Source organism: uncultured Mucilaginibacter sp. (assembly GCF_903893715.1).
Taxonomy (GTDB): domain Bacteria; phylum Bacteroidota; class Bacteroidia; order Sphingobacteriales; family Sphingobacteriaceae; genus Mucilaginibacter.
Genome location: NZ_CAITNG010000129.1, coordinates 16,812 through 38,854, shown reverse-complemented (window position 1 = coordinate 38,854; position 22,043 = coordinate 16,812). Strand labels below are relative to the sequence as shown.

Here is a 22,043-nt window from a genome sequence, read left to right as displayed (position 1 = left end):
TATGCTGGCCGAAATTATAACTATTGGTGATGAAATATTGATTGGCCAGATTGTGGATACCAATTCGGCATGGATTGCGCAGCAGCTCAATGCCATAGGTATCCGCGTAAAGCAAATCAGTTCAGTATCCGACGATGCCGCCCACATTGTGAATGCTTTAAACGAGGCGAAGACCCGAGCGGATATTATTTTGATGACCGGGGGCCTTGGCCCCACAAAAGATGATATAACCAAAACCACACTCGCCGCTTATTTTGGCGTCGGATTTGTGCAGGACAAAGACGCGCTGGAGAACGTTAGCCGGATATTCGCACGGTTTAACCGCCCGCTGCTCGAAGTGAATATCAAACAGGCCGATGTACCCGAAAATTGCGAGGTCATCCTCAATAAAAACGGTACGGCACCGGGTATGTGGTTCGACCATGAAGGGAAAGTATATGTTTCGATGCCGGGCGTGCCGCACGAGATGATGTACATGATGGAAGAAACCGTCATCCCAAAACTAAAGAATACCTTTATTTTACCATCAATTGTACACAAAACCATCCTTACGGTAGGCGAAGGCGAATCTTTTTTAGCGGAGAAGATAGCTGATATAGAAAGCGCTTTGCCATCGCATATAAAACTAGCCTATTTGCCCAAGCTGGGTTCGGTTAGGTTACGTTTGAGCGCTTTTGGTCAAAATGAAGCCGCTTTACAAAACGAGGTTGATATTTACGCCACTCAACTGGTAAATCGCATCGGTAAAAACGTAGTAACCGATAAAGACGTACCGATTGAAAAAGCCATATTGGACGAAATGGCTGCTCAAGGGCTTACGCTCAGCGTTGCCGAAAGTTGCACCGGCGGTTATATCTCACACCTGTACACGCAGCATCCGGGTTCATCAAAAGTATTTTTGGGAGGGGCGGTATCATATGCCTACGAATTAAAAGAAAGTATACTCGGTGTAACCAATGAAACCCTTTGGAAATACGGCGCGGTAAGCGAGCAAACCGTTGTGGAAATGGTGGAAGGCGCGCTGCGTAATTTCAAGTCAGATTATGCCATCGCGGTAACCGGCATAGCAGGCCCGGATGGCGGTACCGATGATAAACCGGTGGGTACAGTGTGGATTGCAGTTGCCAACAGTAAAAAAACTTTTGCACATAAGTTTGTTTTTGGTAAAAAGCGCATGCAAAACATTGAGCGTACGGCAATTACAGCCATGGGTATGTTGATAAATTTAATGCGCGAAAACAGGCCCCAAGCCTGATTTTATCCTAAATTTCGGGGGTTGATTACTAATGCGACATTGAATGGCTAAATTTAAACTATTGTTGCCCAGAATGGGGGAGAGCGTTGCCGAAGCTACCATTATAAAATGGAACAAAAACATTGGCGACCTGATTGAAATTGACGACGCGGTAATTGACATAGCCACTGATAAAGTTGATTCAGAAGTACCTTCGCCCGTAAAGGGGAGATTGGTTTTGCAGCTTTGCAAAACAGACGAAGTAGTACAGGTTGGAAGTGTGCTGGGCATTATTGAAACCGAAGAAGCCACAGCTTTCACTCCCGAACAAACCAAAGCTATTGAAACCTATACGCCATTTAAAAACGACGAATCTGTAACTGAAGCGGTTATTATACCCGAAACCGAGCAAATAATAGAGGAAGAGATACTTTCGGAAGAGACGGACGAGGATGACGATAACGCGGCCATATTGACCGATATCAACGAAAACGGACACGATGAGGAAATTTTGCCGGATGTTGCGCCTGAAAGCATACCGGGTGTTGAACAACTAAATAACTTGCCGAAACCTGAGGTTCAGAACTTCGGTTCGCGGTTTTACTCGCCTTTGGTGCGTAATATTGCCCATACCGAAGGGATAACCGGTGCAGAACTGGATACTATTCCCGGAACAGGCGCCGATGGCCGCCTGACTAAAGACGATATTTTACTGTATCTGCAAAACCGCAGCAAAGCAGCAGCTAAACCTGCCGCAACTGTAGTTCCGCCAACTACGCCGGTTTCGTCATCCGCTGCGCCATCGCCAAGGCCATCCGAAGCGCTTGAACAGCCAAAGTTTGTTGCACCCATTGCACCACCACCGGTGGTGCCTAAAGTAGAAACGCCAATAGCGTCTACTTTGACCCCGCCGCCTGTTTCGCCATTGCCACCGCCGATTGTGCCGCAGCAACCCAAACCGGTTGCCGCAGCTGCACCGGCACCACAGCCGGAGCCGCCAAAAGCTGCACCTGCCGCATCGACATCCGAACAACCCAAAACTTCTACGCCACCGCCTGTTGCTAAATCAACCGGTGGAAGCGACGAGATCATCGAGATGGACCGTATGCGCCGCCTTATAGCCGACCATATGGTGGCCAGCGTACATACTTCCCCACACGTTACCTCGTTTGTGGAAGCTGATGTAACCAATTTGGTTATATGGCGCGAAAAGATAAAGACCGCCTTCGAAAAACGTGAGGGGACCAAAATCACCTTTATGCCGATATTTATAGAAGCTGTAGCTAAAGCCATAAAGGATTACCCCATGATCAATGTATCAGTTAACGGTACGCAGATCATCAAAAAGAAAGATATCAACATCGGTATGGCAGCTGCCTTGCCAAGTGGTAACCTTATTGTGCCCGTTATCCGCAAAGCCGACGAGCTGAACCTAATTGGCCTGAGCCATGCTGTTAATGATTTGGCCAACCGTGCACGTACCAGCAAACTGGTGCCCGACGAGATACGTGAAGGTACTTTCACTATTACCAATGTTGGTTCGTTTGGTAACGATATGGGCACGCCCATCATCAACCAGCCGCAGGTGGCCATATTGGCCGTAGGCGCCATTAAAAAGAAACCAGCCGTTATCGAAACGGAAACCGGCGATGCCATTGCCATCAGGCACATGATGTTTCTGTCCTTATCGTACGACCATAGGGTTGTGGATGGCGCACTCGGTGGCTCATTTATCCGCCGCGTAGCCGATTATTTGGAAAAATGGGATTTGGATAGGGAAGTGTAGAATTGATGTAAGAGGGCAGATTTAAGATGTTTCATTTCATCTCAATCCGCTATAATAAAACTTGCATGAGTAATTATGTTGTCTTTATCAACATTTATCCTCATAAATGAACCGATGTGGGTTATGCGTGGTTGTTCCATTTTTTTTACGGCCGCGGCCGATGTGTCAAGATTAGGGTATTTAGATTTTAGGGATTTTAATAGCTCTGAGTCTACCTTTAGTTTAGGGCTATATTTACAATCTATGTTATACTCATAAATAGCACCGACAGTTGTTTTTATTGTATCAATCGGCATCCCCAACTTATCAGTAAGATAATCCATTTTAACACCTATCATCAATCGTTTATTCTTTGAAAGGGTATCTGCAAGTTTTTGCCTCAAACGCAAACAACCTGTTGAATCGGACTTCCATTCGGTACAAAATTTGGGGCTAATAAAAGGCAAACAATCTTCCTCTTTATGATGACAAGCGACGAAGATAAATCCCAATAATAACATTAAACTCGTTGTCCTTTTCATAATTTCCAAGATTACTTAGGCGCAATAATCTCCTCTACAAACCTATCTGTTCGGCTGAAAGCGTAGCCTGCTTTCCAACCCCAACGAATAAACTCATCTATCCGCGCAACAAACGCGTCACCGGTATTTTTGGTAACATAGCCCGGGAAGCCATATTTTTCGGGCTGATCAATATTCATAAACTCCCAGGGGTGGAAGTACAGGTTTACGTAGCCATCTTTTTTGATGGTGATTTTGCTCAACCATTTTAGTGTTCGCAAGGGCAGGTTGTGGAAACTCAACCAAAACAAGGGGAAACGTACCACCGGTGATACGGAGGATGGCATTTGCAACACACCATCCTGAAAAAACCATTTACGCGGTTTGCCCAAATTATTGTATCGTCCCGGCAAATACGTCGGGTTTATGGATGAGTTGTACACATATCCCGCCTTTTTTATCTCTTTCTCGTCAACCGGCATCATACGTGCCATTCGGTAGCCCTGTACGGTTTGCCCGGATATTTGCTCCAGCGCGTCTTTCGATTGTTTGAGATGTTCGGGCTTAAAATCGGAATGGTAATAGCCATGCGATGCTATTTCGTGCCCTTCGCTTACTATTTGGCGGATAATTTCGGGCTTGTTATTGGCATAATTGGCTGTGCAGTAAAAAGTAGCTTTTACATCATACTTGCGGAGAACATCCAGTATCTTTAATGTTCCTTCGGTAGACACGCGGAGCTGCTCATCAAAACTGATGGTTTTGCCATACTCAAAGGGCATGTCAAACTCTTCGATATCAAAGCTTAGTAGGATCATCCTTTAAATTTGTTGAACGTATGATATAATTGGGCCTTTGTTTGGCCTGCATAAACAGTTTACCCAGATAGGTACCAATGATGCCAAGCACCATCAGATGCATCCCGCCAAAAAAAGCCACCGTGGCTAAAAGTGATGCCCAGCCCTGAACCTCGTATTGTGGACGAAAGAAATAGCTATACAAAATGTATGGTATATAAAGCAGCGACGCGAACGAGAAAAATACACCTATACCGGTGGCCATATACAATGGCCGCACGCTAAATGCCGTAATGCCCTCAATTGCAAACCGGAACATCTTTTTAATGGTGTATTTGCTCTTACCCGAAAAGCGGGCATCGGCCTGGTAATGTATGGCGTATTGTTTAAAGCCCAGCCACTTGATAAGGCCGCGCATAAACAAGCCGTTCTCATTCAATTGTACCAATACGTTGGCCACCTTGCGGTCAATCAAACGGAAATCGGCAGTGCCCTTTTCCAGCTTGGTTTCCGACAGCGAATTGATCATGCTGTAAAACAGGTCGCTGGTTTTGGTTTTGAATATAGTGGTATCGTCCTGGTATTCGCGGCAGCTGTATACCACGTCATAGCCTTCTTCCCATTTTTCGGTAAATTGAGGGATCAGTTCCGGCGGGTGCTGCATATCGCCATCCATACTGACGATGGCATCGCCTGTAGCAAAATCATACCCGGCCTTTAACGCGTTTTGGTGTCCAAAATTCCGCGAAAGCTCCAGATAGAACAGGTTATGGTCCAACTTGCCAAGGCCTTTCAGTTTTTCAAGCGTGCCATCCGAACTGCCGTCATCAATAAAAATAACCTCATAAGTATAAGGCAGTTTTTTTAAAACAGCTAATAAGCGCGCGGCCAGTTCCTCAATATTGCCTTCCTCGTTAAAGGACGGTATCACAACCGATAGTTTCTTCTTCATGATGCTGTAGCCAATATCGGGGTTTCTTCCTTATTAAAATCCCTTGTCCAGGTTTCGTAAATTATCTTTAGCCATACCACAAACACAGGTAAAGCTTTTAATCCATATTTTTTGGTAACCTGTTCACTCAAATACCGTGGGAACAGGTCCGACGGGGAGAAGCTGGTGATAACCAAAGCAAAAATGATCAAAAAAATCTCAAAATTAGTAACCGGCCGGTCTAAGTTCATATACCAGATGGCCACACCCATAAAAGCGATGATATAAGTTGGCGATTCGGAGCTGCTGCTGAAAATGATGGGGAATATGAGTGTTGAAGCCAATATCAATAACTGAAACTTAATGCTTTTAAAGTTACCGATGCGTATGTACGATGAAAAGAACACGATAACACCCGGGATAAGAACAGTAATATCCGACAATCGGATATCAAATATCCGCCTGATCATGCCCTTAACCCCAATGTCCTGCATCCGCGATGCGTTGTTCTCAATGTCCTTTGCGGCGAGGCTATGGTACCAGTCGTAGTATGATTGTATCACAAAATGCGGGGTAGATACCAGCATGGTCAAGCCCATCAACACAACCGACCAGAACACCAGCCCCCATATCAGTTTCCATTTATGATCGGAAAAGAAGAAGAACGCCAGGCCCACAATGCCGTACAGCTTAATATAGGTACCTATAATAATCATCAGCGCCGCCCAAAAATCCTTTTCCCTGCGGATAAAAATAAAGCTGAACAGGATGAGCGCCGTTATAAAAGGATTAACCTGTACACTAAACGATGATGTCATCAGTTCGTGGGCGCAGATGAGCAGGATGAGCAGTTGTTTTTTAGGATCCAATGGCAGCATGGTAACCGCCTTGTACAACATAAAAGTATTAAATATGCTCCACAGCATTACACCGATATAGTCTGGAAAAACAGAGAATGGCGCGATGATCAAACCAAAAAACGGCCCGTAATGGTGGCAGTCTTCAAACAGCGCCGGGTAGTGCAGGTAAATGTTTTTTTGTTGGATAAGGTGCAGCCACGACCATTTGTACAACAGGTAATTGTTAATACCATGTGTTAACACCTGTTTAAAAGCGGCTAGGGTTGCCAAACCAAACCATAAGCCCAAAACAACATATTTATTGGTAAAAAAAGCCTTAATTTTTTGCATTCAAATGGATCAGGGTAGCTTAACATTGCATGTATGCGTTTACACAGGGGGGGGGGTAAATATGGGTGTTTTTTAATATTTTACACCCGCTCCCCCAAGTTTTGCAACATGCTTTCCGCTGAAACAAAAATACGGATTTTTACCCAAATTATGAGGTATGCACACTTACCTATTAAAGCATGATGCCATCACCTAATCCGCGTTGGCCCTGAACATCAAAGCCCCAACGGTTAAATTGGTGCGGCTGTCTATCAAAATAGCACCGCCATTGGCTTTGTTGTCCTGATAAAGGTCGAAGGCCAAAGGCTCGGCGGTTTTGATGACAATGCGGCCTATATCGTTCAAATTAAAGCTATCGGCAGGAACTTTTTCGAGGGTGTTGATGTTGACCTTGTGCAGCACATCGCTGATCTTGCAGCGGGTGGTTTTGCTGTTGTGTTGTATAAGGTAGGTTAGCGAGGTATCCATCGGCTTGGTGTCCATCCAGCATAAGTCGGCTTCTATGAGTTGAGATACAATAGGTAAGTGATTGGCATTCACTAAAATATCGCCACGGCTAATGTCTATCTCGTCCTGCAAATGCAAGGTTACCGACATACCTGCCAAGGCTTCTTCAGGCTCTTTATCAAAAAACTCCACCTTGCTGATGGTAGAACTAAAACAAGAGGGCAACACGGTAACGCGGTCGTTTACCTTAAACGAGCCGCTGACAACACGACCTGCATAACCACGGTAATCGTGCAATTCGTCGGTTTGCGGGCGGATGATCCATTGTACCGGCATACGGGCATGGTCAGTACTGTCGTCAATTGCCACCGGCACAGTTTCCAAATGATCCAACAGGCTTTTGCCTTTGTACCATAGCATGTTCAGCGACTCGTGCACAATGTTATCGCCTTTTAAAGCACTAACAGGTATATAGGTTACTTCGTTCAGGTTAAGCTTAGCAGCCATGGCCTGGTAAGCTTTAACGATGTTGTTGAATACTTCTTCGCTGTAATCCACCATGTCCATCTTGTTTACGGCAACCACTACGTGCTGTAAGGCAAGCAATGATACTAAATAGGAATGGCGTATGGTTTGCTCAATAACGCCTTTGCGGGCATCAACGAGGATGATAGCCAAATCGGCGTTGGATGCACCGGTAACCATGTTACGGGTGTATTGGATATGCCCAGGCGTATCGGCAATAATGAATTTGCGCTTTTCGGTCTGAAAGTATTTGTAGGCCACATCGATGGTGATACCTTGCTCACGTTCGGCCTTGAGGCCATCGGTCAAAATAGCCAGGTCAATCGTACCATCGTCGTTTTTACGGTTGGATGCTTGCAAAGCTTCCAGTTGATCCTGTAATATCGATTCGCTATCGTACAATAAACGCCCGATGAGGGTACTTTTACCATCATCAACACTGCCTGCCGTTAAAAATTTAAGTATATCCATTTGTTTTTATGTAAGATGGAAGACGTAAGACGGAAGAGGGGTTTTACATTTTCCACCTTCCATTTTACATCTTACATCAAAAGTAACCGCCTTTTTTCCTGTCTTCCATTGCTGCTTCCGACACCTTATCGTCCATACGGGCACCGCGTTCGCTTATTTTGGATGCGCTGATTTCGTCGATGATATCGTCAATCTCAAAAGCGTCGGATGCTACGGCCGCTGTACACGTCATATCGCCAACGGTACGGAAACGCACATTACGGCGTTCAATAACGTCATCCTTATCCATATTAAGCGCTGGGTTAGCTGCCATCAATTGCCCGTTACGGGTAATTACATCGCGCTGGTGCGCGAAGTAAATAGATGGCAAGGGGATATTCTCGCGACGGATATAGTTCCAAACGTCCAGTTCGGTCCAATTGCTTATGGGGAATACCCTTACATTTTCGCCTTTGTGTATCTTGCCATTGTACAAGTTCCATAACTCGGGGCGCTGGCGTTTTGGGTCCCACTGGCCAAACTCATCGCGTACCGAAAATATACGCTCTTTAGCTCTTGCCTTTTCTTCATCGCGGCGCGCACCGCCAATACAGGCGTCGAATTTATATTTTTCGATGGTATTCAGTAGGGTAACGGTTTGCAACGCATTGCGACTGGCGTTTTTGCCTTTTTGTTCTATCACGCGCCCTGCATCAATATCATCCTGTACATAACCTACAATCAGCTTTTCGCCGATACGCTCAATCATCTCATCACGATAGGTGATGGTCTCTCCAAAATTATGTCCGGTATCGATGTGCACCAACGGGAATGGGAATTTACCAGGGCGGAAAGCCTTCTCAGCCAAACGCACCAGGGTAATCGAATCTTTACCACCCGAGAACAACAAGGCCGGTTTTTCAAACTGCCCTGCAACCTCGCGCAAAATGTATATCGCTTCGGCCTCCAGGTCGTCTAAATAGTTTAGTTTATTTCTACTCATTTTTGTTCGGTACTTACTTCATGCAAACCACACTCTTTCTTCGACTGATCTTCCCACCACCAACGGCCGGCACGGAAATCTTCGCCTTCGGCAACGGCGCGTGTACAAGGCGCACAGCCAATGCTGGGGAATCCTTTATCATGAAGCGGATTATACGGTATATTGTATTGTTTTATGTATGCTTTAACTTCGTCTAAGGTCCAGTTGTAAATCGGGTGGAACTTGATGAGTCGGTGTATCTCGTCCCATTCCAAATCGCTCATACCCTGCCTGTTGGCCGATTGTTCGGCGCGGATGCCGGTTACCCAAACATCGTTCCCGGCAAGGGCACGGTTCAATGGCTCGACCTTACGGATGCTGCAACATTCCTTGCGGTTCTCTACCGATTCATAAAAGCTGCTTGGCCCTTTGGTGCTTACCATACGTTCCACAGCTTCAGTATTGGGATAGTAGGCGTGGATATTTTCTCCATAACGCTCTAAAGTGCGCCCCCAGGTATAATAAGTTTCGGGGAAAAGGCGGCCGGTCTCTAAAGTAAAAACCTTAATGGGCAGCTTGTTGGCAAAAATCATGTGGCTAATTACCTGGTCTTCCCAGCCAAAACTGGTAGAAAAAACGATTTTTCCGGGGAAAAGGTCAGCCAATAATGCCAATGCCTCCACCGGATCGAGGCCGGCAATCTGCGCGCTTATTTTATTTATCGAACTTTCCATGTCTTACAACACTTTCACAACAAACTTCTCGATGCTGTAAATACTGATCAAAATTACGATAACCCCAACAGATACCATAATGGCTTTGGTAGATATTTTATTGGATACCCTTGCGGCGATAGGCGATGCCAAGGCGCTGCCGATAACGAGGCCGAATACTGCTTCCCATTTTGAATGAGAATTGGCCAACATAGTGATGAAAGTTATCGAGCTGATTAACGCGATAAAAAAGCGCGAAAGCTTAACAGTTCCCAACGAAAATCTTGGACTACGACCACCCGCAATTAACGATGATAATACGATAGAACCCCAGCCACCGCCACCAACGGCATCGATAAAACCACCGCCAAACCCTAAGAAGGCAATGCGTTTAATTTTACCAGCAGCTTTTTTGTATTTGGGTTTAAAAGCTTTTGACAGGATAACCCAACCTAATATCAGGGTGTACAATGATACTACCGGTTTTGTATACATGCTGTAATGCTCCAGCGACGACAGAAGAAAAGCACCTAAGCCTGCACCAACGGCGCCGGGCACCAACAACAGCCAAAACAGGCGCCAGTTGATATTGCCCATGCGATAGTGCATCCAGCCGGCAATACCGTTGCTCATTATTTCGGAAATATGCACGCCCATGCTGGCAACAGCGGGAGGGATGCCCATGCTTAACGAGAAGGTAGTTGATGTTACACCGTACGACATACCGATGGCGCCATCAATCATGGCGAAGACAAAGCCTGCCCCTAAAAAGTAGTAGAATATCGGCTGTATGTTTTGTAAGTAGCTTTGAAAACCGGGGTCTTTTAACCAAAACGCGTAAATAACAATGGCTAACGATGCCACGATGGAGCACCACAATATCCATTTAAAATTTTTTCCTTCGGTAACGGTTTCTTCGGCCTGCTGTTCTTCAACGGGCTCTACCAATATCGATGTAAGTTCGTTCAGTCGTTGCACTTTGAATGCGAAATCGCCTTTCAGCGTGTCGCGCAACTGGCTCATTTGTTGAAGCGTTGTATCCAACTCTTCGGGTATACTTTCGTTTAACACTTGTTTTAGTCTTTTGGCAATGGTTGGCGATTTGCCGTTTGTAGATATGGCCACTTTGAGGTCGCCTTTTTGTACGATGGAACCTAAATAAAAATCGCAAAGCGATGGTTTATCGGCCACGTTGATCAGTAAATTATGTTGTTTGGCTAATTGCCTGATATAGGTGTTTAGCGAATCGTTACCGGTGGCAACCACTACAAGGTTCACACCTTTCAGGTCGTCTTCAGCAAAAGATTTTTGCAATACAGTAACCTTCGGAAATTTCGCGGAAAGCTCATTAACTTCTTCCGATACCTGCTCGGCAACAATGGTGACCTTGGCTTCAGTACTGTTGCCAAGTATCGCGGTCAGTTTTTCGAGACCGATAGGCCCTGCGCCAACCAACAAGGTATGCAGCTCGTTCAATTTCAAAAATACAGGGAATAGCTGGTTACCATCCGGTTTTTTATCCGGAGCCAATGTAGGTGCATTGTTTTTTGGTAACGTGCTCATGGGTATTTATGGGTATTTTATAATTGAATCAAAGCCTCGCGCTTGTCTTTAACGGTTTGCAGGAACACTTTGGCTTGTAGCAGGTAGTGTGTTGCAAAAGCTTCAGTCGGTTCGTTTTTATTGATTTGTAAAATCAGTTCATCAAATGTACCATCCAGTTCAATTTCTCCGGTTGTTACGTAATTGGTATCAAACTCGCGGATGATCCCTGCCTGTGTGGAACTGTTAATGCCCTTATCCAACAACAAAGCTTTAGCCGCGCTGATAAAGGTGCTATAGGCATGGTAAATGGCGTCGGCGTAAGCTTTTCTTTCAAAGGCTTGTTGTGCCCAGCCAAATTTTTCTTCTGCCTCAAACAATAGAGTTGCAATCAGGTCTATCACCACACCGGCACATTCGCCAACACCAATGGCGGTTTCAAATGTCTCTTCGTGGCCCCAATCAACAAATTCTTCATCTTTCAGGTTGGTCAGATCGGCGAGGGGTTTTAGCATCTGGTAAAAATAGTCTTTGCCTTGCCTGTCGTAGTATGATAAGAATGTTTCCCCCTCGTTGGTATTGGCCTGGTAGTCGTTCAATACGGTCCTCAACACATCTGTAGCGCGCTTAGCGGGTACTTTTATTACCTTATCGGCGGCGCGGCCAAGGCCATCGCCAACAATACCACCACCCAACAATACCTGCATTGATGGCAGTACTTTGCCCATGGCCTTTAACGAGCTGCCATGAAAGCCGATATGCGCCAGGCCATGCTGTCCGCAGGAGTTCATGCAGCCGCTTATTTTTATTTTGATTTCGCGGTTGTAAACCAGGTCTTCGTATTCGTTGTAGATGAGGTCTTCCAATACGCGCGCAAATGTCATGCTGTTGGATATGCCGAGGTTACAGGTATCCGTACCGGGGCAGGTGGTTATATCGGCAACGCTATCGAAACCGGGTTTTGCCAGCCCTAATTCGTCCAATTTGTTATACAGATGCGGCAAGGCTTCTTTGCGCACAAACTTTAACAATAAGCCCTGGTTTATGGTGATGCGTATCTCATCGGCCACATATGGGCTGATGGCCTCAACTAATTTGCGTGCCTGGTCTGTAGGGATATCGCCAACCTCAACTTTAATATATACGCCGTAAAAGCCTTTTTGCTTTTGCTCAAAAACGTTGGTGGCTAACCAATGCTTATAATGTGTTGGCTTGCTTATTTCTGCTTCAGGATAGTTGGTGTTTTCGGGTAAAGCAGGTTGCGGAACGGTATTCCTATCGATAACAAAACTTTTCGATTTGATGGCTACGCGTTCTTCTTCAACCAAACGTAAAACTTCGCCGAGACCTAATTTCTGGATCAGGAACTTCATGCGAGCCTTGTTGCGGTTGTTGCGTTCGCCATAACGGTCGAACACGCGGATAACGGTTTCGGTATAAGGTATCAGTTGGTCTTCGGGTAAAAACTCGTGCACCACATGCGCCAATACCGGCTGTGCGCCTAAGCCGCCGCCTAATAGCACTTTAAAACCGCGTTTTTCTTCACCGTTTTCTGTTCTTACTTTCGGGATAAAACCCAAATCGTGGATAAAAGAAAATGCCGTATCCCTTTCGCTCGATGAGAACGCTATTTTGAATTTACGGCCCATTTCCTGACAAATAGGGTTGCGCAAAAAGTACTCGAAAGTGGCTTGTGCGTATGGCGAAACATCAAATGGTTCGTCCGGGTCGATACCGGCATTGGGGGAGGAGGTTACGTTCCTTACGGTATTTCCGCAAGCTTCGCGTAAGGTAATATCGTCCTGCTCCAATTTGGCCCAAAGTTCGGGTGTGCGGCCGAGGCTTACGTAATGTATTTGTATGTCTTGACGGGTAGTTAAATGCAGGTTGCGACTGGCGTATTCATCGGATATATCGGCAATCTTTAACAATTGTTTAAAAGTAACCTTACCGAACGGTAATTTGATGCGGACCATTTGCACGCCTTGCTGGCGTTGCCCGTAAACGCCGCGGGCCAGGCGCAGGCTCCTGAACTTTTCATCATGTATTTCGCCGTCGCGAAACATGCGTATCTTTTTTTCAAGGTCAATAATGTCCTGTTCAACTATCGGGTCCTCTAACTCGGTCCTGAAACTCTGCATATTGTTGTATTGATGCTTATCTAAAAAAAATCCCCTTCGAGTGCGTTCTGAAGGGGCGTTTGTAATATTTCTCTGTCTAACTCCGCCTTGCCGCAAAAATACCGCTATTGAACTACAAATTATGTAATGATCGCGTTATATTTTGTTTTCGCGCTACAAATATATATAAAGCATATAGAAATGATAGTCTTTATTCAAAAAATTTCACTCTTCTGACTTTTGCCTGTTAGTTTAGGCGTCGGCTATTAAGTTCATTTCGCGGCTGATGATATCGGCAATGCTGGTTTCGCTCAATATGTGCAGGGTGGCGTCGCGCACATCAATAAACACGCTGCGGATGCCGCAGGTCCCTTCGGCTTTACATTCTTCGCATTTGTGATAAAAGTTGAGGCTGGCGCAAGGTACCATGGCAATGGGGCCATCGGTTATTCGCATAATTTGCACCAGGAAAATATCCTTAGGGTCTTTATTGAGGCTATAACCACCGCCGGCACCCTTTTTACTGTAAAGATAGCCGGCATTACGCAGGTCTAACAATATCTGTTCAAGGAACTTTTTTGGGATTTTTTCCTGTTCTGCAATTTTTGAGATCTGTACCGGTGGATTTCCGGCATTTTTGCCCAGGCTAACCAAAGCTTTAATTGCATATTTCGTCTTTTTAGAAAGCATATATCGAAAAACGTAAGAATTATGATATAAAGAAAGTCAAATTATTGGTCTTCGCAAAATTTAAAAACAAAATATGGATATACTATACCTGAATTGTCGTTAAAATTAACAAAAATCCTAAATTTTTCTTTTATAACGCCTCAAAAGCAAAATTGGTTGGCTCGTTGCAATAAAAAAACTGAAATTATAAAAATTATGGCCAAATAAAACGAGGTGTGCGGTGGCGTTCTTACAATGATGCCCTTAGTGTAAGGTAAAAAGGCGTCTCGATATGGTCTGTCAGGTTGTTCAGTATGAGTTCTGCTGTTTTGCGCCCCATATCTTCAAAATCCGACGAAATGGTGGTCAAACCATCGAGGATTATTTTCTTAAGCGGGGTTTCATTATAGGATATCACGCCGACATCTTTCCCCACTTTCAATTTGGTCGAAATGATGCGTTCTATCAGCGTAACCAGGTCGCTTTCCATCAGGTTGATATATGCCTCACCTGTCCCTATCTCTTCAGCTTCGATGTGGTGTACTACCTTACAATTAAATGCATACTGGTGGCAAAAATTATAGTATCCTTTTAAAATTTCGCCCGGGTAATAAGAGTTTTCAGGGAAAATGATTTTGATGGTATGGTATTTACTCAATTGCTCCAGGCCTTGTTCCAGGGCGTGATAAATATCGTGTTCAAAATTTTCGTAAACCGCAGCAAAATTGCCTTCCACCCCGGGTATCAGTTTGTCCAATAGTATGAGCTTTTCTTTCGGGATGGTATTGATGATTTCGTGCGCCTTTTCGCCCCCTTCAACAAAGTGGGGGATAATTACATAATGCGTATAATCGTCGCTTTTGTTTTGGAGCAGTTTTTTAAAAAGGGTGTAGTCGTTGTTATATATATAGAGGTCAACAGCTGCCATCTCACCCAGCGACTCGACAATGGAATCGTAAATGAGTTTTTTGTGATAGCTTAACTTGTTGAATAGCAGGAAAACTTTGAGTTTATGACTCCTGTCGGTACTTTTAACATAATAGCCCTTACCGGGGACAGAACCCAACAGGCCTATCTTTTTAAGGTACTTATAGGCTTTTTCGGCCGTATCGCGCGATATCTCGAAATTATAGCTTAGCTCGTTTATGGATGGTAAAATATCGTTCTTGCTAATCTTGCCATCGGATATGCCGGTAATGATGGAATTTGCCAACTGCAGGTACTTTGGTGTCGACGAATAGTAGTCAATAAAAATACATTCAAAAATTGGGGGCTGTTTCATCGAATACCTGTGCGTTATTAAATTAAAACTACTATCATTTCACTTCCTGTCAACAATGTTGACTTGCAAAATTATCACTAATATTTGCCATAACCCAGAAGAAAATATAGTTTTCGGATGTTTTTTTAAGCATTGCAAGCAATATTTTACACACAAAAACTAGGGCTCACGATAGTTTGCGCTATAATTGCAGCTGCAATTATAATGAATAAGGAGTAATAAACGAAGCTTGGTTAAATAAGGCTTATTTTTTGTCCGATTTAGTAATTAAATTTAACCAAAGGTTAAAAATGTATAAAAACATGACAGTCCATGACGGCTATATTACAGGCCTTTTCTACTTTTAGTTCCTCTTTGTAACCAGTTATAAACAATAAAATAAATGCAAGTAATTTTTGGTGTTATTTTCCATTTTTTTGGCGGCTTCGCCTCGGGTAGTTTTTATTTACCATACAAAAAAGTTAAAGGTTGGGCCTGGGAAAGCTTTTGGATAGTAGGCGGTATATTTTCGTGGCTCATCGTTCCGCCATTGGCAGCTTATTTAACCATTCCTGCTTTTGCTGATATTATAAAAGCAACCGATGGGAAAATTATATTGCTCACCTATTTCTTTGGCCTTTTATGGGGAATAGGCGGCTTGACATACGGATTGGGCGTGCGGTATTTGGGCGTGTCGTTAGGCAGCACTATTATACTGGGCCTTTGCTCGGTATTTGGCGCGTTGGTGCCGGCTGTTTTCTATCAATTTTCACCTCAAAACGGTAAGGACAGCATCGGTATGATGCTATCTTCGGAATGGGGGCATTATGTATTGATAGGCATACTGATATGTGTTGTCGGTATTATTGTATGCGGCAGGGCCGGTACACTAAAAGAGCGCGATTTGGCTAAAGATGGCGCCGCTGCTAACGAGAACAAAGACTACCGTTTTGGTATGGGTATTTTTGTGGCCATCGTATCGGGCGTTTTAAGTGCTTGTTTTAATTTTGGACAAGAGGCAGGCAAGGCCATGGCCGATGATGCCAACCATTTATGGCAGGTGGCACACCATACTACCGATAGTTTTCTGTTCCAAAACAACGTAATCTACGTGGTAATACTGTGGGGCGGTTTAACCACCAATTTTATTTGGTGCATGATACTGAACAGTCGCAATAAAACTTTTAGCAACTATACCGACAAAAAAACACCCTTATTAAAAAACTATATCTTCTCGGCCTTAGCCGGCACAACCTGGTTCCTGCAATTCTTTTTTTACGGCATGGGTGCCAGTAAATTAGGAAATGGCGCCAGTTCGTGGATATTGCACATGGCTTTCATTATCCTGATTGCCAATATGTGGGGCATCGTTTTAAAAGAATGGAAGGGTGTAAGCAAAAAAGCCCTTACCACATTAATAGCAGGGATAATTGTTATTATCCTTTCAATTTTAATGGTAGGCCGTGGCAATTACATTCACGACCAGCTGAAAGACGCGCCAAAAACAGCGCAACTGCAATCAAACAAATAAGCAAAAACAAAAAATCATCACATAAGCTATTAACAACACACAAAAATGTCTACTACAAAACAATTCAAACACGTGAGCTATTTATGGGACGACGCGGAGGCCGCTAAACTGGCCGGCGACGAAGTGGCCCTTTTGATATATCGGTCAAATCTGTTGGGTGCCGATTTGCGCCTGACCAACTACGGTGGCGGAAATACATCCTGCAAGGCCATGGCCAAAGACCCGTTGACGGGTAAAGATACCGAAGTAATGTGGGTTAAAGGTTCGGGCGGCGATTTAGGTACGCTAAAAGCCAGCGGCCTTGCAGCACTTTACGTTGACCGCCTGCGCAGCCTCAAAAACATCTATCGCGGTGTGGAGCACGAAGATGAAATGGTGGAACTTTTCAATCACTGCATTTTTGACCTATCATCAAAAGCGCCGTCCATTGATACGCCGTTGCATGGTTTCTTGCCATTCGCGCACATCGACCACCTGCACCCTGATGCGGCTATAGCTATCGCGGCAGCAAAGGATGGCAAAAAAATCACCAAAGAACTATTTAACGGCCAGATAGGCTGGGTGGAATGGAAAAAACCCGGATTTGAATTAGGCCTGCAATTAAAGGCTTGTTTAGATGAGAACCCAGGCATCCGCGGTATCATGTTAGGTTCGCACGGTTTGTTTACCTGGGGCGATACCGCTTACGAAAGCTATATCAACACCTTAGAAGTAATTGAAAAATGCGCCGAATACCTTGAAGCTAACTATGGCAAAAAAGGCCCTGTTTTTGGCGGTCAGAAAGTAACCAGCTTAGCTGAAGCCGACCGTAAAAAACAAGCGGCAGCAATCGCGCCGATACTGCGCGGTTTTACATCAAGCCAGCGCAATATGATCGGGCATTTTACCGATGACCCGCGTGTATTGGAGTTTATCAACTCGAACGACCTGGACCGTTTGGCGCCATTGGGTACCAGTTGCCCCGACCACTTTTTGAGGACCAAAATCAGCCCATTGGTGTTGGATTTGAAACCAAACGAAGATTTATCGGACGTACAAGCAATAAAAGACCGTTTAGCCCCTGCTTTTGAGGCTTACCGAAAAATGTACACTGAGTACTACGAAACCTGTAAACATCCGAACAGCCCTGCTATACGCGATACCAACCCGGTAATCATATTGTACCCGGGCGTAGGCTTGTTCTCGTTCTCTAAAGATAAACAAACCACCCGTGTAGCAGCCGAGTTTTATACCAACGCTATCAATGTAATGAAAGGCGCCGAAGCCATTTCGGAATATACTTCTTTGCCACGTCAGGAAGCTTTTAACATAGAGTACTGGTTGCTGGAAGAAGCGAAACTTTCGCGTATGCCTAAGCCTAAAGCATTATCGGGCCGTATTGCCTTAATTACCGGCAGCGCGGGCGGTATTGGCAAGGCCATTGCCAAGAAATTTGTTGAAGAAGGCGCGGTAGTTATCCTGAACGATATGAACGCTGAGCGTTTAGAAAGCGCCGGCGAAGAGTTCAAAAAGCTCTATGGTAAAGATTCATACGCTACCGCTGTAATGGACGTAACCAAAGAAGATCAGATTTTGGCTGCTATGGAAACAGCAGCTTTGGCTTTTGGCGGTGTAGACCTCATTGTGAACAATGCGGGCTTATCCATATCAAAAACCATTGGCGACCATACTGAAAAAGACTGGGACCTGTTGTATGATGTATTGGTAAAAGGCCAGTTCTTTGTTACCCAGGCAGCTGTTGCCGTAATGAAAAAACAAGCCATTGGTGGCGATGTGATCAATATTGTGAGCAAAAACTCGTTGGTGAGCGGCCCTAACAATGCAGGTTATGGTTCGGCAAAAGCCGCCCAACTGCACCTGAGCAGACTGAATGCTGCTGAGTTAGGGGCAGATAAAATACGTGTGAACGTAGTTAACCCTGACGCGGTGATAAGCGATAGCAACATATGGGCAGGCGGATGGGCCGAAGGCCGTGCAAAAGCATACGGAATTACCGTTGCCGAATTGCCTGCCTACTATGCCAAGCGTACATTATTGAACGAGATTATTTTACCGGACGACATCGCCAACGCGTGTTTTGCATTTACAGGTGGTTTGCTGAGCAAATCGACAGGTAACATGCTGAATGTTGATGGCGGTGTTGCGATGGCGTTTGCACGATAGTAAAGAGTTAAGTGTTGTGGGTTGCGGGTCATGTGTTAACCCCAACCCGCAACCCGTAACCTAAAATTCACAACCAAATGGACAGAGTAGCTTTTAAAATGAAATTGTTCCCCGGTTTTAAAGCGGAATATGATAAACGTCATAAAGAGATATGGCCCGAATTGGTAGCTTTGCTGAAACAAACAGGTATTAGCGAATATTCGATATTTTTGGATGAGGAAACCAACTCGCTGTTCGGGGTATTGAAAGCTGAGGATGCCAAACTGTTGGATAACTTGCCAAGCCATGCCGTAATGCAAAAATGGTGGAAGTATATGGGCGACATCATGGAAAGCAATCCGGATAATTCGCCGGTAAGTGTTCCGTTAGTAGAGGTGTTTTATATGCCTTAGTTTGGAGTAAGGAATAAAGAACAAAGAATAAAGACCAATAACCAAATAAAGAACCGGAAGAGGAGCAGGATAGCAGGCGGAGTCCTTGATCCTTATTCCTTGTTCCTAAATCTAATACACACATGCAAGTAGAGAAGTACAAGGTTAACGAGCTTAACAATGCGGCGTTAGCAGACCACAAACGCAGGCTGGACTTTGTTAAGGCCGATGTAAAGAATGTTGACGATGTTTTAACCAAGCTACAAGCTTTTCAGGTGGCTATACCGAGCTGGGCTTTGGGTACCGGTGGTACGCGTTTCGGCCGTTTTTCGGGTGGTGGCGAACCACGCAGCCTGGAAGAAAAAATTGAAGACGTTGGCGTTATACACGCTTTGAACCAATCGAGCGGAGCTATATCGTTGCATATTCCATGGGATATCCCGCAAAACCACCAGGCCATCAAAACATTGGCTGCACAACATGGTTTGGCTTTTGATGCTGTTAACTCAAATACTTTTCAAGATCAGGCCGGTGCCGCGGAGAGCTACAAATTTGGTTCGCTGCAACATGTGGACAAAGCGGTGCGCGACCAGGCTATCGCACACAATATCGAAGTAATTAAACAAGGTGTTGCCTTGGGTTCAAAAGCATTGACCGTTTGGTTGGCCGATGGTTCAAGTTTCCCGGGTCAGTTGAACTTCCGTGGTGCGTTTGAGCGTACACTGGATAGTTTGAAACAAATTTATGCTGCTTTGCCTGATGATTGGAAGATGTACCTGGAGTACAAATGCTACGAGCCTAATTTCTACTCGACTACCGTTGCCGATTGGGGACAATCATTACTATATGTAACCAAATTAGGCCCTAAAGCATACACTTTGGTGGATTTAGGCCACCATTTGCCCAATGCCAATATCGAACAAATTGTATCGTTGTTGCTGATGGAAGGTCGTTTAGCCGGCTTCCACTTTAACGATTCGAAATATGGTGATGATGATTTGACCGTGGGTTGTATCAACCCTTATCAATTGTTCCTGATATTTAACGAACTGGTTGAAGGTATGGATGCCCGCGGCATGAACCATGCGACCGATTTGGGCTGGATGATTGATGCATCGCACAATTTGAAAGATCCTATTGAAGATTTGTTGCAATCGGTACAGGCTATACAATTGGCTTACGCACAGGCTTTATTGGTTGACAAACCAGCCTTGCAAGCTGCCCAAAAGGTGAACGACGTAGCTAAAGCGCAAGAGATATTGCAGGCTGCTTACCGCACCGACGTACGGTCTTTGGTATCGGAAGCGAGTTTGCGTGCAGGCGGCGCCATCGATCCGATAGGTGCTTACCGCGCGTTAAAAGTGAGGGAGAATTTGATAAAAGAACGCGGCGCAAAAACCGTTGCTACAGGATTATAAATGAAAACTGTTCCGGTTATAGCCATTTTTGATATCGGGAAGACCAATAAAAAGTTCTTCCTGATTGACGAGTATTATAAAATTGTGCTGGAACGCACCGTTAACTTTAAGGAAACGGCAGACGACGACGGCGACCCTTGCGAAGATGTGGACTTATTGACCAATTGGGTAAAAGAATCGCTGGCTGAGATATTGGCTTTAAAAAAGTTTGAGGTAAGGGCGCTCAATTTTTCGACCTATGGTGCCAGTTTTGTGCACATTGGTCAGGATGGTAAAGTTACCGGCCCCTTGTGCAATTATTTAAAGGCCTATCCGGATGATTTGAAGGATGAGTTTTATGCCAAATACAATGGCGAGGCGGTTGTTTCGCGCGAAACGGCATCTCCTGTTTTGGGCAACCTTAATTCGGGCATGCAATTGTACCGCATCAAACACCGCAAGCCGGAGCTGTTCAAGCGCATCAAATATTCGCTGCATTTGCCGCAGTATTTGAACCATTTGATTACCGGTGGCTTTTATTCGGATATTACCAGTATTGGTTGCCATACCCAGCTTTGGGATTTTGTAAAGAACGATTATCACCGTTGGGTATATGAAGAAGGTATCGACAAGATACTGGCACCCATATTTCCTTCGGATGGCGCGATGACAACGACCATTAACGGTCAGGATTATCAGGTAGGTTCGGGTTTGCACGATAGTTCGGCGGCTTTGATACCGTATTTGGCAAGCTTTTCGGAGCCGTTCATTTTGATTTCTACCGGTACCTGGTGCATCAGCTTAAACCCCTTTAACGAAAACCCGCTAACGGTAGAAGAGTTGAACAGCGATTGTCTTTGCTATATGGAATACCACGGGCATCCTGTAAAGGCATCGCGATTGTTTGCGGGTAACGAACACGAAATACAAACCAAACGCCTTGCTGAGCACTTTAAAAAACCGGTGGACCATTTTAAGAAGGTAAAATACGATGCCGATCTGGTTACCTCGAGTACGGCGGTTAGGGCCAAAGTAGGCACTAATGATATGTTGATGCAACAATCGGAATTTGGCAAGCGCGACCTGAACGACTTTACATCTTATGAGGAAGCTTATCACTGTTTATTGCTCGATATTATGAGCCAGCAACAGGCATCCACACAATTGGTGGTGCAGGATACCGGCGTTAAACGGATATTTGTGGACGGCGGCTTTGGTAAAAACGTGGTGTACATGAATTTATTAGCTTCGGCATTCCCGCATTTTGAGGTGTTCGCGGCATCAGTTGCGCAGGCTACGGCCATAGGCGCTGCCCTGGCGATACACAAGCACTGGAACGGCAAAACCATTCCGGGCGATATGATAGAACTGAAATACTTTGCTTTGGCAAACAAAATGGAAGTGCAATAATCAGCTCAAATAAAATGGTTAAAA

General features: G+C 44.9%; 18 protein-coding genes. 7 read left to right on the top strand and 11 right to left on the bottom strand.

The genetic code is table 11. The annotated features are described in order from the left end of the window. Position 1: 1 nt before the first annotated feature. A complete protein-coding gene (locus QZX97_RS14800; protein ID WP_295649559.1) occupies positions 2 to 1,255 on the top strand; it encodes a competence/damage-inducible protein A in 1,254 nt (417 codons plus the stop codon). Positions 1,256 to 1,298: 43 nt separating this feature from the next. Then, the gene (locus QZX97_RS14795; protein WP_295649556.1) at positions 1,299 to 3,020 is read left to right on the top strand and encodes a dihydrolipoamide acetyltransferase family protein; all 1,722 of its coding nucleotides are present in this window, start codon (positions 1,299 to 1,301) and stop codon (positions 3,018 to 3,020) included. Between the two features lie 41 nt (positions 3,021 to 3,061). On the opposite strand, the gene QZX97_RS14790 is transcribed toward QZX97_RS14795, so the two are convergent. The 11 genes from QZX97_RS14790 to QZX97_RS14740 all read right to left on the bottom strand — a co-directional run bounded on the left by QZX97_RS14790 (position 3,062) and on the right by QZX97_RS14740 (position 15,168). Next, entirely contained in the window at positions 3,062 to 3,541 is a 480-nt protein-coding gene (locus QZX97_RS14790; RefSeq protein WP_295649555.1) for a hypothetical protein, read from the bottom strand. A gap of 11 nt (positions 3,542 to 3,552) precedes the next feature. Next, positions 3,553 to 4,338, bottom strand: coding sequence for a polysaccharide deacetylase family protein (locus tag QZX97_RS14785; RefSeq protein WP_295649553.1), 786 nt, complete (start codon positions 4,336 to 4,338; stop codon positions 3,553 to 3,555). Next, positions 4,319 to 5,269, bottom strand: a complete 951-nt coding sequence (locus tag QZX97_RS14780) for a glycosyltransferase family 2 protein (protein ID WP_295649551.1) — start codon at positions 5,267 to 5,269, stop codon at positions 4,319 to 4,321. Before QZX97_RS14780 ends, QZX97_RS14785 begins: the two co-directional genes overlap by 20 nt. Then, positions 5,266 to 6,438 (bottom strand): glycosyltransferase family 87 protein, encoded by a 1,173-nt coding sequence (locus QZX97_RS14775; RefSeq protein WP_295649548.1) that lies wholly within the window; start codon positions 6,436 to 6,438, stop codon positions 5,266 to 5,268. The genes QZX97_RS14780 and QZX97_RS14775 overlap by 4 nt, the downstream gene beginning before the upstream one ends. A gap of 192 nt (positions 6,439 to 6,630) precedes the next feature. Beyond that, on the bottom strand, positions 6,631 to 7,881 hold the full coding sequence (locus QZX97_RS14770) for a GTP-binding protein (protein ID WP_295649545.1): 1,251 nt from the start codon (positions 7,879 to 7,881) through the stop codon (positions 6,631 to 6,633). Between the two features lie 76 nt (positions 7,882 to 7,957). Next, on the bottom strand, positions 7,958 to 8,863 hold the full coding sequence (gene cysD / locus QZX97_RS14765) for a sulfate adenylyltransferase subunit CysD (protein WP_295664747.1): 906 nt from the start codon (positions 8,861 to 8,863) through the stop codon (positions 7,958 to 7,960). After that, positions 8,860 to 9,576, bottom strand: coding sequence for a phosphoadenylyl-sulfate reductase (locus QZX97_RS14760; RefSeq protein ID WP_295649538.1), 717 nt, complete (start codon positions 9,574 to 9,576; stop codon positions 8,860 to 8,862). Before QZX97_RS14760 ends, cysD begins: the two co-directional genes overlap by 4 nt. A 3-nt stretch (positions 9,577 to 9,579) precedes the next feature. After that, positions 9,580 to 11,118 (bottom strand): TSUP family transporter, encoded by a 1,539-nt coding sequence (locus tag QZX97_RS14755; RefSeq protein WP_295649537.1) that lies wholly within the window; start codon positions 11,116 to 11,118, stop codon positions 9,580 to 9,582. A gap of 17 nt (positions 11,119 to 11,135) precedes the next feature. Beyond that, positions 11,136 to 13,238, bottom strand: a complete 2,103-nt coding sequence (locus QZX97_RS14750) for a HEPN domain-containing protein (protein ID WP_295649535.1) — start codon at positions 13,236 to 13,238, stop codon at positions 11,136 to 11,138. Positions 13,239 to 13,469: 231 nt separating this feature from the next. After that, positions 13,470 to 13,907, bottom strand: a complete 438-nt coding sequence (locus QZX97_RS14745; RefSeq protein WP_295649533.1) for an Rrf2 family transcriptional regulator — start codon at positions 13,905 to 13,907, stop codon at positions 13,470 to 13,472. Positions 13,908 to 14,136: 229 nt separating this feature from the next. Further along, complete coding sequence (locus QZX97_RS14740) at positions 14,137 to 15,168, bottom strand: GntR family transcriptional regulator (RefSeq protein ID WP_295649531.1); 1,032 nt, start codon at positions 15,166 to 15,168, stop codon at positions 14,137 to 14,139. 382 nt (positions 15,169 to 15,550) lie between these two features. Here QZX97_RS14740 and rhaT point away from each other — a divergent pair, with 382 nt between their 5' ends. From rhaT to QZX97_RS14715, 5 genes are all read left to right on the top strand, one after another. After that, positions 15,551 to 16,678: an L-rhamnose/proton symporter RhaT gene (gene rhaT / locus QZX97_RS14735; protein WP_295649528.1), complete on the top strand. Its 1,128-nt coding sequence runs from the start codon at positions 15,551 to 15,553 to the stop codon at positions 16,676 to 16,678. 45 nt (positions 16,679 to 16,723) lie between these two features. Continuing rightward, the gene (locus tag QZX97_RS14730) at positions 16,724 to 18,841 is read left to right on the top strand and encodes a bifunctional aldolase/short-chain dehydrogenase (protein WP_295649525.1); all 2,118 of its coding nucleotides are present in this window, start codon (positions 16,724 to 16,726) and stop codon (positions 18,839 to 18,841) included. 77 nt (positions 18,842 to 18,918) lie between these two features. Further along, a complete protein-coding gene (gene rhaM, locus QZX97_RS14725; protein ID WP_295649522.1) occupies positions 18,919 to 19,233 on the top strand; it encodes an L-rhamnose mutarotase in 315 nt (104 codons plus the stop codon). A 122-nt stretch (positions 19,234 to 19,355) separates the two neighbouring features. Then, positions 19,356 to 20,630, top strand: a complete 1,275-nt coding sequence (locus tag QZX97_RS14720; protein ID WP_295649519.1) for a TIM barrel protein — start codon at positions 19,356 to 19,358, stop codon at positions 20,628 to 20,630. Continuing rightward, on the top strand, positions 20,631 to 22,019 hold the full coding sequence (locus tag QZX97_RS14715; RefSeq protein WP_295649516.1) for an FGGY family carbohydrate kinase: 1,389 nt from the start codon (positions 20,631 to 20,633) through the stop codon (positions 22,017 to 22,019). Positions 22,020 to 22,043: the final 24 nt, after the last annotated feature.

What these genes read in the sequence shown, in the direction of transcription:
- QZX97_RS14755 (WP_295649537.1), bottom strand. Translation starts at nt 11,118, where the DNA reads ATGAGCACGTTACCAAAAAACAATGCACCTACATTGGCTCCGGATAAA.
- QZX97_RS14720 (WP_295649519.1), top strand. Translation starts at nt 19,356, where the DNA reads ATGCAAGTAGAGAAGTACAAGGTTAACGAGCTTAACAATGCGGCGTTA.
- QZX97_RS14790 (WP_295649555.1), bottom strand. Translation starts at nt 3,541, where the DNA reads ATGAAAAGGACAACGAGTTTAATGTTATTATTGGGATTTATCTTCGTC.
- QZX97_RS14760 (WP_295649538.1), bottom strand. Translation starts at nt 9,576, where the DNA reads ATGGAAAGTTCGATAAATAAAATAAGCGCGCAGATTGCCGGCCTCGAT.
- QZX97_RS14780 (WP_295649551.1), bottom strand. Translation starts at nt 5,269, where the DNA reads ATGAAGAAGAAACTATCGGTTGTGATACCGTCCTTTAACGAGGAAGGC.
- QZX97_RS14770 (WP_295649545.1), bottom strand. Translation starts at nt 7,881, where the DNA reads ATGGATATACTTAAATTTTTAACGGCAGGCAGTGTTGATGATGGTAAA.
- cysD (WP_295664747.1), bottom strand. Translation starts at nt 8,863, where the DNA reads ATGAGTAGAAATAAACTAAACTATTTAGACGACCTGGAGGCCGAAGCG.
- QZX97_RS14750 (WP_295649535.1), bottom strand. Translation starts at nt 13,238, where the DNA reads ATGCAGAGTTTCAGGACCGAGTTAGAGGACCCGATAGTTGAACAGGAC.
- QZX97_RS14745 (WP_295649533.1), bottom strand. Translation starts at nt 13,907, where the DNA reads ATGCTTTCTAAAAAGACGAAATATGCAATTAAAGCTTTGGTTAGCCTG.
- QZX97_RS14785 (WP_295649553.1), bottom strand. Translation starts at nt 4,338, where the DNA reads ATGATCCTACTAAGCTTTGATATCGAAGAGTTTGACATGCCCTTTGAG.
- rhaT (WP_295649528.1), top strand. Translation starts at nt 15,551, where the DNA reads ATGCAAGTAATTTTTGGTGTTATTTTCCATTTTTTTGGCGGCTTCGCC.
- QZX97_RS14740 (WP_295649531.1), bottom strand. Translation starts at nt 15,168, where the DNA reads ATGAAACAGCCCCCAATTTTTGAATGTATTTTTATTGACTACTATTCG.
- QZX97_RS14800 (WP_295649559.1), top strand. Translation starts at nt 2, where the DNA reads ATGCTGGCCGAAATTATAACTATTGGTGATGAAATATTGATTGGCCAG.
- QZX97_RS14795 (WP_295649556.1), top strand. Translation starts at nt 1,299, where the DNA reads ATGGCTAAATTTAAACTATTGTTGCCCAGAATGGGGGAGAGCGTTGCC.
- QZX97_RS14730 (WP_295649525.1), top strand. Translation starts at nt 16,724, where the DNA reads ATGTCTACTACAAAACAATTCAAACACGTGAGCTATTTATGGGACGAC.
- QZX97_RS14775 (WP_295649548.1), bottom strand. Translation starts at nt 6,438, where the DNA reads ATGCAAAAAATTAAGGCTTTTTTTACCAATAAATATGTTGTTTTGGGC.
- QZX97_RS14715 (WP_295649516.1), top strand. Translation starts at nt 20,631, where the DNA reads ATGAAAACTGTTCCGGTTATAGCCATTTTTGATATCGGGAAGACCAAT.
- rhaM (WP_295649522.1), top strand. Translation starts at nt 18,919, where the DNA reads ATGGACAGAGTAGCTTTTAAAATGAAATTGTTCCCCGGTTTTAAAGCG.